14 protein-coding genes and 1 pseudogene are annotated in these 12,790 nt (G+C 56.3%); 11 read left to right on the plus strand and 4 right to left on the minus strand.

Features of this window, described 5'->3' with window-relative positions; genetic code table 11:
* Positions 1-75: 75 nt before the first annotated feature.
* The 3 genes and pseudogenes from ACWYRJ_RS03800 to fimA all read right to left on the minus strand — a co-directional run.
* Positions 76-585: pseudogene (locus ACWYRJ_RS03800) on the minus strand (fimbria/pilus periplasmic chaperone); the annotation flags it as partial.
* Between the two features lie 34 nt (positions 586-619).
* The gene (fimI, locus tag ACWYRJ_RS03805) at positions 620-1,165 is read right to left on the minus strand and encodes a type 1 fimbrial protein subunit FimI (protein WP_133293923.1); all 546 of its coding nucleotides are present in this window, start codon (positions 1,163-1,165) and stop codon (positions 620-622) included.
* Positions 1,166-1,233: 68 nt separating this feature from the next.
* Positions 1,234-1,797 (minus strand): type 1 fimbrial major subunit FimA, encoded by a 564-nt coding sequence (gene fimA, locus ACWYRJ_RS03810; RefSeq protein ID WP_023310641.1) that lies wholly within the window; start codon positions 1,795-1,797, stop codon positions 1,234-1,236.
* Between the two features lie 310 nt (positions 1,798-2,107).
* Between fimA and folD the strand changes: the two genes are divergently transcribed.
* The 5 genes from folD to ACWYRJ_RS03835 all read left to right on the plus strand — a co-directional run bounded on the left by folD (position 2,108) and on the right by ACWYRJ_RS03835 (position 6,617).
* Positions 2,108-2,974 (plus strand): bifunctional methylenetetrahydrofolate dehydrogenase/methenyltetrahydrofolate cyclohydrolase FolD, encoded by an 867-nt coding sequence (gene folD, locus ACWYRJ_RS03815; RefSeq protein ID WP_008499332.1) that lies wholly within the window; start codon positions 2,108-2,110, stop codon positions 2,972-2,974.
* 1 nt (position 2,975) lies between these two features.
* Positions 2,976-3,188 carry a ribosome-associated protein YbcJ gene (ybcJ, locus tag ACWYRJ_RS03820; RefSeq protein ID WP_023334767.1) on the plus strand — a complete coding sequence of 71 codons (213 nt, stop codon included), beginning with the start codon at positions 2,976-2,978 and terminating at the stop codon, positions 3,186-3,188.
* Between the two features lie 234 nt (positions 3,189-3,422).
* A complete protein-coding gene (locus ACWYRJ_RS03825) occupies positions 3,423-4,922 on the plus strand; it encodes a PTS transporter subunit EIIC (protein ID WP_111963366.1) in 1,500 nt (499 codons plus the stop codon).
* A gap of 83 nt (positions 4,923-5,005) precedes the next feature.
* Positions 5,006-6,022, plus strand: coding sequence for a Mal regulon transcriptional regulator MalI (malI, locus tag ACWYRJ_RS03830; protein ID WP_090417966.1), 1,017 nt, complete (start codon positions 5,006-5,008; stop codon positions 6,020-6,022).
* A 73-nt stretch (positions 6,023-6,095) separates the two neighbouring features.
* The gene (locus tag ACWYRJ_RS03835; RefSeq protein WP_249575767.1) at positions 6,096-6,617 is read left to right on the plus strand and encodes a metal-dependent hydrolase; all 522 of its coding nucleotides are present in this window, start codon (positions 6,096-6,098) and stop codon (positions 6,615-6,617) included.
* Between the two features lie 92 nt (positions 6,618-6,709).
* On the opposite strand, the gene cysS is transcribed toward ACWYRJ_RS03835, so the two are convergent.
* Positions 6,710-8,095 carry a cysteine--tRNA ligase gene (gene cysS, locus ACWYRJ_RS03840; protein ID WP_249575768.1) on the minus strand — a complete coding sequence of 462 codons (1,386 nt, stop codon included), beginning with the start codon at positions 8,093-8,095 and terminating at the stop codon, positions 6,710-6,712.
* Positions 8,096-8,269: 174 nt separating this feature from the next.
* Between cysS and ppiB the strand changes: the two genes are divergently transcribed.
* The 6 genes from ppiB to mnmH all read left to right on the plus strand — a co-directional run bounded on the left by ppiB (position 8,270) and on the right by mnmH (position 12,736).
* The gene (ppiB, locus tag ACWYRJ_RS03845) at positions 8,270-8,764 is read left to right on the plus strand and encodes a peptidylprolyl isomerase B (RefSeq protein WP_111963369.1); all 495 of its coding nucleotides are present in this window, start codon (positions 8,270-8,272) and stop codon (positions 8,762-8,764) included.
* A gap of 3 nt (positions 8,765-8,767) precedes the next feature.
* Positions 8,768-9,490 carry a UDP-2,3-diacylglucosamine diphosphatase gene (gene lpxH / locus ACWYRJ_RS03850; RefSeq protein WP_455507448.1) on the plus strand — a complete coding sequence of 241 codons (723 nt, stop codon included), beginning with the start codon at positions 8,768-8,770 and terminating at the stop codon, positions 9,488-9,490.
* A 136-nt stretch (positions 9,491-9,626) separates the two neighbouring features.
* The gene (locus ACWYRJ_RS03855) at positions 9,627-9,836 is read left to right on the plus strand and encodes a YdgH/BhsA/McbA-like domain containing protein (protein WP_455507449.1); all 210 of its coding nucleotides are present in this window, start codon (positions 9,627-9,629) and stop codon (positions 9,834-9,836) included.
* A gap of 171 nt (positions 9,837-10,007) precedes the next feature.
* Positions 10,008-10,517 (plus strand): 5-(carboxyamino)imidazole ribonucleotide mutase, encoded by a 510-nt coding sequence (gene purE / locus ACWYRJ_RS03860; RefSeq protein ID WP_014882834.1) that lies wholly within the window; start codon positions 10,008-10,010, stop codon positions 10,515-10,517.
* Complete coding sequence (purK, locus tag ACWYRJ_RS03865) at positions 10,514-11,581, plus strand: 5-(carboxyamino)imidazole ribonucleotide synthase (protein WP_223581482.1); 1,068 nt, start codon at positions 10,514-10,516, stop codon at positions 11,579-11,581. Before purE ends, purK begins: the two co-directional genes overlap by 4 nt.
* A gap of 84 nt (positions 11,582-11,665) precedes the next feature.
* Positions 11,666-12,736, plus strand: coding sequence for a tRNA 2-selenouridine(34) synthase MnmH (gene mnmH, locus ACWYRJ_RS03870; protein WP_149366092.1), 1,071 nt, complete (start codon positions 11,666-11,668; stop codon positions 12,734-12,736).
* The last annotated feature ends 54 nt before the right edge of the window (positions 12,737-12,790 follow it).

The following is a 12,790-nucleotide window of genomic DNA, read 5'->3' on the forward strand; positions in this document are numbered from 1 at the left end:
TGACGAAAGCAGGTATGCCTGAAAGCGTGCGTATTGCCTGAAAACACAACCCGCTACGGGGGAGACTTACCCGAAATCTGATTTATTCAACAAAGCCCCCGTGCGCTCAAACCGCAGCTGGGAAAGCGCCTCTTCCGGCTGCATCGCCAGGTTGTTCGGGCGCACAAACAGCTTGATGCGTGAAAGGATAGCCAGCTGCAGCACGTTATTGTTTTCCGTTTTCGCTTTGTTCACCGACGGGATCGCCTTCACGTTCATGTAAAAGAGCGATTCGCGATCGGCAGGCAGCGCCGGCCCGGCGTAAATAATACGCAGCGTGTTTTCGCTGTTCGGCTCGCTAACAAACAGGGGCGGAGTGACTGCAAACGTTTTTTCTTTTTGCCCGCTTGCATTTTCGATCCACGCGTTAATTAAATAACGTTCCTGTTTGTTGCTGTTGGTGATCGCCAGCGACATTTGCTTCGCCTCTGCCGGATAAATAACGCGCGTGGCCCCCAGTGCAATACCGCCGGATGCATTTGCGCATGCAGAAACCATCATCAAAATAAACGATAAAAAAAGTCCTGGTTTAATTAGGGTATTCATCACAACCGTACCTTTAATAATGTGTTCGCAGGTGTTATGGATAAATCAACGTAAACCAGACATCCGACTGAATTTTGCCTGGCTCGAGATGTTCGGAAATAGCCCGATAGCGGGCGCTAAAATGGAACGCGAGCTCGCGGGTATCGACAGGCAGCCAGCTGACGGCCGTAGCGTTTGGGATTATCTGACGTTGCTGTTCGTCAAAGAGCGCCAGCCCGACGCCGCTGCTGACAGGTGTTTCACCCGGCCGCGATGTCGCCAGAAAGACCTGCGGATCCTCTGCGGGCGTGACGCCCTGAAACTGGATCCCCACGGTGCGCGAAACATCAACGCTGCAGTCCAGCAGCCGTACGGTGAAAGGCACATTCACCGTGGAAAAACTGCCCACACCGGAAAATGAATTGGTTCGGTACTGGCCCATGTCGATGCGCATATTCTGGCTGTCGGGCGCCACGGCGCAGCCGCCGTTCACCAGTTCACCTCTGAGATGAACCTTGCCGCCTTCGATCACCACGGTATGCGCCGATGCCGGGCAAGCCATCGCAAGGGTTAACAGCAGTAGTGTTCCAGTCCTTGTCATCCTTCGTTCCTGGCATTAGCGTATGACGGGCCTCGTCCCTGAGGCCTGAACATCCCTGTGCGGAGGAATTATTCGTATTTCATTACGAAGGTGGCGTCAGCGTTCGCCTGGCCTGGCTCAGTGGTGGCAGCCGTTGATTTGTAACGCGCGGTGAACTTCAGGGTGTTGGTCCCTTCGATCAGCGTCTGCGCAGCAGAGAAGGTCGCGCCGTCTGGGGTCAGAACGCTGGATTTGCTGTCGAGGATCTCGATACCCACGCCTTTCGCGGTGTTGTCGTTGTTACCGGAGGTGACGGCCAGCAGGGTTTTGTCGGTTGGGTCGATCTGACCGGTGAACGCAACGGCTGCAGTTTTGGCAACCAGCGGATCGCAATCGTTCAGTTCAATGTTGAATGGGATATTAGAGGTGGTGTCGCCCACTTTGGTGAATTTCGCGGTACGATACTGACCCAGATTAACGGTCTGCTCGGAAGAATCAGTATTTACTGAACAAGCAGCATTAACCAGCTCACCTTTAAAATGTACGGTACCGCCATTTACGGAAACCGGCGCAGCAGGATCCGCTGCATTTGCGGCACCCGCAACCAGGGCCAAAGTTGCAATAACAGTAGAAGCAATGTTGCTGAGTTTCATGTCTATTCCTTTAAAATGTAAATAACCCTTCCCGCGAATAATCGGGAATAAGAAATACGTTCAATTGATGAATTGAAAGCTTATTTCGGAGGAGACAAAGTAGCTCAGTACACGGTTTTTAAATATGTCAAAACGCTGCCATTTCGCCAGGTCACATCCTAATCCCGCCTAAGAAATTGACCATCCCTTAAGAAGGGTTTTTGCGTCACGCTGATAAAAACGCGTAAAGGGTGACTGACAGCGACGCTCGCTTCTGACAAAATACACGCCATCCCCCCTTTCAAACGTTACAGACGGAATCTTCTCTCTGATGGCAGCAAAGATTATTGACGGTAAAACGATTGCGCAGCAGGTGCGCTCTGAGGTCGCGGAAAAAGTGAAGGCGCGTAAAGCTGCCGGAAAACGCGCCCCCGGGCTGGCCGTTGTGCTGGTTGGCAGCAACCCGGCATCGCAAATTTATGTCGGCAGCAAGCGCAAAGCGTGTGAAGAGGTGGGCTTCGTCTCCCGCTCTTACGATTTGCCGGAAACCACCAGCGAAGCAGAACTGCTGGAACTTATTGACACCCTGAACGCCGATAAAGAAATCGACGGTATTCTGGTTCAGCTGCCGCTACCCGCTGGTATCGACAACGTGAAGGTGCTGGAGCGTATCGCACCGGATAAAGACGTGGACGGTTTCCACCCGTACAACGTTGGCCGCCTGTGCCAGCGTGCGCCGCGTCTGCGTCCTTGCACGCCACGCGGTATCGTGACGCTGCTTGAGCGTTATAATATCGACACCTACGGTCTGAATGCCGTGGTCATCGGCGCGTCCAACATCGTGGGCCGTCCGATGAGCATGGAGCTGCTGCTGGCCGGCTGCACCACCACCGTCACCCACCGCTTCACCAAAAACCTGCGCCACCACGTTGAGAACGCCGATCTGCTGATCGTCGCGGTCGGCAAGCCAGGCTTTATTCCTGGCGAGTGGATTAAAGAGGGTGCGATTGTCGTGGACGTCGGAATTAACCGTCTGGAAAACGGCAAAGTGGTCGGCGACGTGGTGTATGAAGATGCCGCCGCGCGCGCGTCTTACATTACCCCAGTACCGGGCGGCGTAGGCCCGATGACCGTAGCAACGCTGATTCAGAATACGCTGCAGGCGTGCGAAGAATATCACGACGTAGAGGACGCGTAAGATGGCGACTTTTTCATTAGGTAAACACCCGCACGTTGAGCTGTGCGACCTGCTCAAGCTGGAAGGCTGGAGCGAAAGCGGCGCACAGGCGAAAATCGTTATCGCCGACGGGCTGGTAAAAGTCGACGGCGTGGTAGAAACGCGCAAGCGCTGCAAGATTGTCGCGGGTCAGACCGTGAGCTTTGAAGGACAGAGCGTAACCGTTACGGCCTGAGCCGTTTGATGCCCTCACCCTAACCCTCTCCCACAGGGAGAGGGGATTTAAAATCCCCTCACTCCCATCGCGGTTATTTATCGATCCACTTCAAATAATCACTATTTCATCTGTTGAAAAGTGAAAATTCAGTTGCGCGTTTTTCACTCTTTGCCCACGATAAGTAGAACGTTCTACTAAAACGTTCTACTTACAATAACAGCGCAAAAAAAGCGCTACTCGGGGGAAATCAGCATGAGTCTGATATCAGGGTTTGTTAAATCGCTGTCTAAGTTATCGATGATTGGTCGCGCCTTAATGCTGCCAATTTCACTGCTTCCCGCTGCGGGCCTGCTGCTGGCCTTCGGCGATAAGTTCCATCTGCCGCTGATGATGAACGCGGGCGGGGTTATTTTTGATAACCTGCCGATGCTGTTTGCCATTGGCTCCGCCGTGGGTCTGGCGTCAGAATCCGGCATCGCGGCGCTGTCTGCGGCGGTATCGGTGTTTGTCACGAATATCACCATCAGCACCGTGCTGAGCATCACGCCGGAAATGGCCTCTCAGGGCGGGAAATACGCCATGGTGGTGGGCATTCCGACGCTGCAGATGGGCGTCTTCGGCGGCCTGATCTGCGGTATTCTCGCGGCCTGGTGCTATAACCGCTTCCACACCATGCAGCTTCCGGAATTCCTGGGCTTCTTCTCCGGCAAGCGCTTCGTGGCGATTGCAACGGCGTTCCTCTCGTTCCTGATGGGGCTGCTGCTGCCATACGTCTGGCAGCATATTCAGGCCGGTATCGACGCGCTCTCCGTGGTGGTGAACGGTGATAATCAGGCGGCGTCGACCTTTATCTTCGGTCTGGTAGAGCGCGCGCTGATCCCGCTCGGTCTGCACCATATCTGGTATCCGTCCTTCTGGTATTCGTTTGGGGATTACACCACCCAGGCAGGCCAGGTGATCCACGGCGACCAGACCATCTGGTTCAAGATGCTGGAAGAAGGGGTGAAATCCTTCAGCAGCGACACCTACCAGAACGCTGGTAAGTTTATGCAGGGTGAATTCCCGCTGATGCTGTTTGCGCTGCCTGCGGCATGCCTGGCGATGTATCACGAAGCCCATACGAAGAATAAAAAAATCGCGGCCGGTATTCTGTTCTCCGCGGCGCTGACCTGCTTCCTGACGGGGATCACCGAACCGGTTGAGTTTACCTTTATCTTCGTGGCGCCGATCCTGTACGTCTTTAACGCCATCATGGCGGGCCTGGCCTACATGACCATGTACCTGCTGCATGCGCATATCGCCAAGTCGTTCTCCGCGGGCTTTATCGACTATCTTTCATTCGGGATCCTGCCGTCCTTTAACGGCTACCAGACCCACTTCCTGAGCGCCATTATCATCGGCATTCCAATGGGCCTGATTTATTACTTCACGTTCCGCTTTGTGATCCGTCGTTTCGACGTGAAAACGCCGGGCCGCACTGAAGTGACCGCTAACGCGGATGAGAAATCGGATTCCGAACTCGCGACAGAGATCATCTCCCTGCTGGGCGGGGCGCATAACATCGACTCCGTCGGCGCCTGTATCACCCGTCTTCGCCTGGAAGTGACAAAAAGCGAGGTGGTGGATAAAGACGGTCTGAACGGACTCGGCGCGCGCGGCGTGGTGTTTGTCGGCGACAACGGTATTCAGGTGATTTTCGGTGCCAGAGCACAGTTTATCGCCCAGACCATGTCCACCATGATCGGCAAATAATAAGATGCCTGAACGACACGTCTCCTGTACGCTGGGAGACGTGTTTTATCTGGCTGATAATCGGTAAATTTCAGGGAGCGGTTTTGAAGAAAGTCAGCATTATTGATGTCGCAAAGCACGCGGGCGTGTCGGTATCAACCGTCTCGCTGGTGCTGCGCCAGAAAGGGAAAATCTCAGAGGCAACGATCGAGAAGGTCAACGCTGCCATCAATACGCTGGGCTATGTTCATAACGTTGCCGCTGCCAACCTCCGCGCCAATACGTCCAATCTGATTGGCCTGATCCTCCGTGACTTTAGCGACAGTTTCTCCATCAAGGTGATGGCGAGCATCGTTCAGGATCTCGAAAAACAGGGGTATATGGTTTTTCTCGGTCAGCCCCAGAACGACCATGACCATCTTGAGCGCTGCCTGCTGTCGTTTAAGCAGCAGGGCGTCGCCGGAGTTATCTATCTGGCCTCGGATACCCGCACGTCTACCCTGCCGGAACAGATTCGCCGCTGCCCGCTGCCGCTGGTGGTGGTCTCGCAGTCGCTGCTGGATGAAAAATGCAATCTGGTGATGCGCGACAACCGTCAGGCGGCAAATCTGGCGGTGCGTTATCTTATCGAGCGCGGCCATCGCAATATTGCCTACATTGGCGGACGCGAAGGCTGCCTTATCCGCGAGCAGCGCCTGCTCGGTTTTCGCAGCGCGATGGCGCAAAACGGGCTGGTCTGGCGCGATGAATACTCCCCGGCCTGCAGCGATGACACGCTGGCCGCGGGTTTCGCCACCCGCCAGCTGCTGGAAAAAAACAACACCATCACCGCCCTGCTCTGCCACTCGCCGGATGCCATGATTGGCTCCATTTCCGGTATTCATCAGGTCGGGCGTACGGTGGGTAAAGATGTCTTTCTGACGCAGCAGGTCGCGCTGGTCGGTTTCGAAGATATGCTCCACGTTAACCTCACCTCACCCTCGTTTACCTACGTCTCGTCCGCCAGCGAAGAGACGGGGCGTCAGGCGGCCGGGCTGATTATTCGCACGCTGAAGGAGCCGACGCTGCAAACCCAGCGTATTACGCTTTCCGGACAGCTTATCGCTCGCGAGTCGGCGTAAATTCAGAATTTCGCACAGGTTTTTTAGCGCGGGATGACTGCTATATTTCCATGATTTGCCATGGATAATTACAATGCCTACCGTTATTACGCACGCTGCTGTTCCGCTTTGCCTGGGCTTAGGCCTGGGAACCAAAGTGATTCCTCCCCGCCTGCTGTTTGCCGGGATTATCCTCGCCATGCTTCCGGATGCCGACGTGCTGGCATTTAAGTTTGGTGTCGCGTACGGCAATGTTTTCGGCCACCGCGGCTTTACCCACTCCCTGCTGTTTGCCTTTGTAGTGCCGATACTTTGCGTGCTGACTGGACGACGATGGTTCAGGACCAGCCTGATGCGGTGCTGGCTGTTTTTAACCGTGTCACTGCTGTCGCACAGCCTGCTGGATTCGATTACCACGGGCGGGAAAGGCGTCGGCTGGCTGTGGCCGTGGTCAGATGAACGCTTCTTTGCGCCGTGGCAGGTGATTAAGGTCGCGCCGTTTGCGCTGTCGCGCTATACCACGCCGTACGGGCATCAGGTGATTATTTCAGAGCTGCTGTGGGTGTGGCTGCCGGGGATCGTACTGATGGGGATGTTGTGGTGGAGGCGGAGGTAAAAGCAAAACGGCAACTCAAGTTGCCGTTTTTAGTGTTTGCACCCTCTCCCTGTGGGAGAGGGCTGGGGTGAGGGCATCAGCGCGCACCAGACTTACTTACGGCGCCAGGTCGTTCCCTGCGGGCCGTCTTCGAGGATTATGCCCATCTCGGTCAGACGGTTGCGCGCCGCATCTGCCGCCGCCCAGTCTTTCGCCTGACGCGCTTCCAGACGCGCTTTGATCAACGCTTCAATTTCCGCCACTTCACCGTCATCCGCCTGCGCACCGCTCTGCAGGAACGCGTCCGGATCCTGCTCCAGCAGGCCGAGAACGGAAGAGAGCTTACGCAGATGAGATGCCAGCGCATTCGCGGCCGCCATATCTTCTGACTTCAGGCGGTTCACTTCGCGCGCCATGTCGAACAGCACGGAGTAGGCTTCCGGGGTATTGAAGTCGTCGTTCATCACCTCAACGAAGCGAGCTTCGAACGCTTCGCCGCCTGCCGCAGGAACAGACCTGTCGGTACCGCGCAGCGCGGTATACAGGCGCTCCAGCGCCGAGCGCGCCTGTTTCAGGTTCTCTTCGCTGTAGTTCAGCTGGCTGCGATAGTGGCCGGACATCAGGAAGTAGCGCACGGTTTCCGCGTCGTAGTACTTCAGCACGTCACGCACGGTGAAGAAGTTACCCAGCGATTTCGACATCTTCTCGCGGTCAACCATTACCATCCCGGAGTGCATCCAGTAGTTCACGTACTCGCCGCCGTGGGCGCAGGTAGACTGCGCAATTTCGTTTTCGTGGTGCGGGAACATCAGGTCCGAGCCGCCGCCGTGAATGTCGAAGTGCTTGCCCAGCTGTTTGCAGTTCATCGCGGAACATTCAATGTGCCAGCCCGGACGGCCATCGCCCCACGGGGATGGCCAGCTTGGTTCACCCTCTTTGGACATCTTCCACAGCACGAAGTCCATCGGGTTACGCTTCACGTCAACCACGTCAACGCGGGCACCGGCCTGGAGCTGGTCCAGATCCTGACGGGAAAGCGCACCGTAGGTGGGGTCCGTCGGCACGGAGAACATGACGTCGCCGTTGTCCGCAACGTAGGCATGACCGCGGGCGATCAGCTTTTCGGTGATCTCGATGATTTCGTGAATATGGTGGGTCGCGCGCGGCTCGCTGTCCGGACGCAGAATATTCAGGGCGTCGAAGTCTTTGTGCATCTCAGCGATCATGCGATCCACCAGCGCGACAAAGCTTTCGCCGTTTTCATTGGCGCGCTTGATGATCTTATCGTCGATGTCGGTGATGTTGCGCACGTATTTCAGGTTGTACCCCAGAAAACGCAGGTAGCGAGACACCACGTCGAAGGCGACAAAGGTACGGCCATGGCCAATGTGACAGAGATCGTAAACCGTAATACCACACACGTACATGCCAACTTCCCCGGCATGGATAGGTTTAAATTCCTCTTTTTGGCGCGTCATTGTATTAAAGATTTTTAACATCGAAGATTCCATGTAAACACGTGTGTGGTTGAAAACCGGCTATTCTACCCGTAATTCAAACCCGAAGCAGCACACAATGCAAGGTGATCGCATCCTGTGGTTATGCTATAACAAGCCCCTATAGATGACCCGAAGGCGGGTCGACGTACCACAATAACGGAACAGGATGCAAAAATGGTTACTTTCCACACTAATCATGGCGATATCGTAATCAAAACCTTTGATGACAAAGCGCCTGAAACAGTTAAAAACTTCCTGGACTACTGCCGCGAAGGTTTCTACAACAACACCATTTTCCACCGCGTGATCAACGGTTTTATGATCCAGGGCGGCGGTTTCGAACCTGGCATGAACCAGAAAGCCACCAAAGAAGCGATCAAAAACGAAGCGAACAACGGCCTGAAAAACACCCGCGGCACGCTGGCGATGGCGCGTACTCAGGCACCTCACTCTGCTACCGCGCAGTTCTTCATTAACGTGGCTGACAACGACTTCCTGAACTTCTCCGGCGAAAGCCTGCAGGGTTGGGGCTACTGCGTATTCGCAGAAGTGGTTGAAGGTATGGACGTGGTTGACAAGATCAAAGCCGTCGCTACTGGCCGCAGCGGTATGCACCAGGACGTTCCTAAAGAAGACGTTGTGATTACAAGCGTGACCGTCAGCGAGTAATTGGTGGCGACACTCTTTATTGCAGATCTGCATCTGCAAACAGAAGAACCGGCGATTACCGCCGGTTTTCTGCGTTTTTTACGCGGTGAAGCGAAAAGCGCCGATGCGCTGTACATCCTGGGCGACCTGTTTGAAGCCTGGATTGGCGACGACGACCCTAACCCGCTGCACAGTGAAATGGCAGCCGCCCTTCACGCGCTGGTAGATTCCGGCGTCCCCTGCTACTTCATTCACGGCAACCGTGATTTTCTGATCGGCAAGCGCTACGCCCGCGAAAGCGGCATGACGCTGCTGCCGGAAGAGCAGGTGCTGGACCTCTATGGTCGCAAGGTCCTGATCATGCACGGCGACACGCTCTGCACCGACGATACCGGCTACCTGGCGTTTCGCGCCAAGGTCCACACCCCGTGGATCCAGAAGGTGTTCCTTGCCCTGCCGCTGTTTATCCGCAACCGTATCGCCGCCAGAATGCGCGCAGGCAGCAAAGCCGCCAACAGCAGCAAATCCATGACCATCATGGACGTGAATCCCCAGGCCGTGGTGAGCGTGATGGAAAAGCATGGCGTTCAGTGGTTGATACACGGTCATACCCATCGTCCAGACGTCCATTCCCTTATCGCCAACGGCGAACCGGCCCATCGCGTGGTGTTGGGTGCCTGGCACACCGAAGGCTCCATGGTCAAAGTCACGCCAGAGGGCGTCGAGCTGATCGCTTTCCCGTTTTAACCCCTCAAAAATCATTCTGTTTTTTTGAACAATATCGGCAAATTGTTTCGATTTTAATCAGTCCGTGGTCGGTCTACTATTTATCACATCAGGGCAAAACGCCCTATCCCAGACAAAATACTTAAGGAATACGACCATGAAATCCATCAAAAATTTCGTTGCAGTTGCTGCTCTTTCTCTGGCTTCTTTCGGTTCTTTCGCTCAAAGCGTGAGCGCAACTGCCTCTACTCTTGACCGCGCAGAAGCGAAAATCGCTGCACAGGCTGCTGAACAGGGTGCGTCTTACAAAATCACCAGCGCGAAGGTCGACAACCGCGTCTATATGACCGCAGAACTGACGAAATAATGATTGCCCATCGACTAAAACAGACCGCCAGAATGCGGTCTGTTTTGTTATGAATTGACGGCAACAACGGCTCAAGATTTAACCGCGCAACCGTTTTCCTTGCCCGTATAACATGCTATTCTCTGTGCCCTCGAAAGCAGTGTGTTTCGCACCACAGGAGTTTTAAGACGCATGTCTTCCCGCAATAATCCGGCGCGTGTCGCCATCGTGATGGGGTCCAAAAGCGACTGGGCTACCATGCAGTTCGCCGCCGAAATCTTTGAAATCCTGAATGTTCCGCACCACGTTGAAGTGGTCTCCGCGCACCGTACGCCTGACAAACTGTTCAGCTTCGCAGAAAGCGCCGAAGAGAACGGTTATGAGGTGATCATTGCCGGCGCGGGCGGCGCAGCACATCTGCCGGGCATGATTGCCGCCAAAACCCTGGTACCGGTTCTGGGCGTCCCGGTACAAAGCGCCGCGTTAAGCGGTGTGGATAGCCTCTACTCTATCGTCCAGATGCCGCGCGGTATTCCTGTCGGCACGCTGGCTATTGGCAAAGCGGGTGCCGCCAATGCCGCCCTGCTGGCTGCGCAGATCCTGGCGACACACGATAAAGCGTTGCATCAGCGTCTGGCAGAGTGGCGTAAAGCCCAGACCGACGAAGTGCTGGACAATCCAGACCCGCGGGGTGCGGCATGAAGCAGGTTTGCGTCCTCGGTAATGGCCAGTTAGGCCGAATGCTGCGTCAGGCCGGTGAACCGCTGGGGATTGCCGTCTGGCCCGTCGGGCTGGACGCCGAGCCGGAAGCCGTCCCATTCCACCAGAGCGTGATCACCGCCGAGATCGAACGCTGGCCGGAGACCGCTCTGACCCGCGAGCTGGCGCTTCACAACGCCTTTGTTAACCGCGACGTGTTCCCAATCATTGCCGACCGTCTGACGCAAAAGCAGCTGTTCGACAAGCTCGGTCTGCCGACCGCACCGTGGCAGCTCCTGTCCGATAAAAGCGAGTGGAACGACGTCTTCGCCATGCTGGGCGAGCTGGCGATTGTGAAGCGCCGCGTGGGCGGCTACGATGGCCGCGGCCAGTGGCGCCTGCGCGCAAACGACACCGCCGAGCTGCCGGACGACTGCTACGGCGAATGCATCGTTGAGCAGGGCATTAACTTCAGCGGTGAAGTCTCGCTGGTTGGCGCGCGCGGGCATGACGGCCGCACGGTGTTTTATCCGCTGACGCATAACCTGCATCAGGACGGCATTCTGCGCACCAGCGTCGCCTTCCCGCACGCCAATGCTGACCAGCAGGCGCAGGCGGAAGAGATGCTCTCTGCCATCATGCACGAGCTGGGCTACGTGGGCGTCATGGCGATGGAGTGTTTTGTGACGCCGTCTGGTCTGCTAATCAACGAGCTGGCACCGCGCGTGCACAACAGCGGCCACTGGACGCAAAATGGCGCGTCCATCAGCCAGTTCGAACTGCACCTGCGCGCCATCACCAACCTGCCGCTGCCGCAGCCGGTGGTCAATAGCCCGTCGGTGATGATCAACCTGATCGGCACCGATCTGAACTACGACTGGCTGAAGCTGCCGCTCGTGCATCTGCACTGGTATGACAAAGAGGTTCGCGAGGGTCGTAAGGTCGGTCACCTGAACCTGAACGACAGCGACACGGGCCGCCTGAGCGCCACCCTGGAAGCCATGATCCCTCTCCTGCCGCCGGAATACGCGAGCGGTATTGTCTGGGCACAGTCAAAGCTCAAGTAAGACATCTGCGCCGGGGAGTTGACCTTCCCCTTCCCCGGCGTAAAATCCCCGCCCATTGCTGCTGAGTTTTCTTCTGGAATAACCATGAACGATGGAACGGACTATCGCGCGATCCTCGCGTCTGATACCCCTTTAATCGACGTTCGCGCGCCGATCGAATTTGCCCAGGGCGCGATGCCTGCGGCGATCAACCTGCCTTTAATGAACGACGACGAGCGCGCGGCCGTCGGCACCTGCTATAAACGCCAGGGCCCCGAGGCCGCGCTGGCGCTCGGCCATCGCCTGGTGAACGGCGACACGCGTGAAGCACGCATCAACGCCTGGCGGGAAGCCAGCCTTGCCCATCCTGAGGGCTTTCTCTGCTGCGCGCGCGGCGGCCAGCGCTCGCATATCTCGCAGGCCTGGCTGAAAGAGGCGGGTATCGACTACCCGCTGATCCGCGGCGGCTATAAGGCCCTGCGCCAGACGGCGATTCAGGTGACCATTGAGCAGTCGCAAAAGCCGATGGTGCTTATTGGCGGCTGTACCGGGAACGGTAAAACCCTGCTGGTGAAGCAGCACGCGCAGGGTATCGATCTGGAAGGGCTGGCGCACCATCGCGGTTCGTCGTTTGGCCGCACGCTCACGCCGCAGCTTTCCCAGGCCAGCTTTGAAAATCACCTTGCGGCTGAGCTCCTGAAAAAAGACGCCGCACGCTGGGTGCTGGAAGACGAAGGCCGGATGATTGGCTCCAACCACCTGCCGGAGTGCCTGCGCGACCGCATGGTTGAAGCCCCTATCGTGGTGGTCGAGGATCCGTTTGAGATCCGTCTTGAACGGCTGCGCGAAGAGTATTTCGACCACATGTGGGCGGATTTTTCTGCGGCCTACGGTGAAGAAGCGGGATGGAAAGAATACAGCGAGTACCTGCATCACGGCCTGTTCGCCATTCGTCGCCGCCTGGGGCTACAGCGGTATGCAGAATTCACCGTGCTGTTAGATTCCGCGCTGCTGGAACAGCAACGATCTGGCCGCACGGACGCGCACTTCAGCTGGCTTGCGCCGCTGCTGAACGACTATTACGACCCGATGTACGGCTATCAGCTGGAGAAAAAGGCGGAGAAGATTGTCTATCGCGGGACGTACGGCGAGGTCGCTGACTGGCTTAATCGCTGAAAAAAAGCCGGGTGGCGAGGTAAAAGCAAAACGGCAACCTGGGTTGCCGTTTTT

The sequence above is a fragment of the Enterobacter sp. genome (assembly GCF_977039595.1).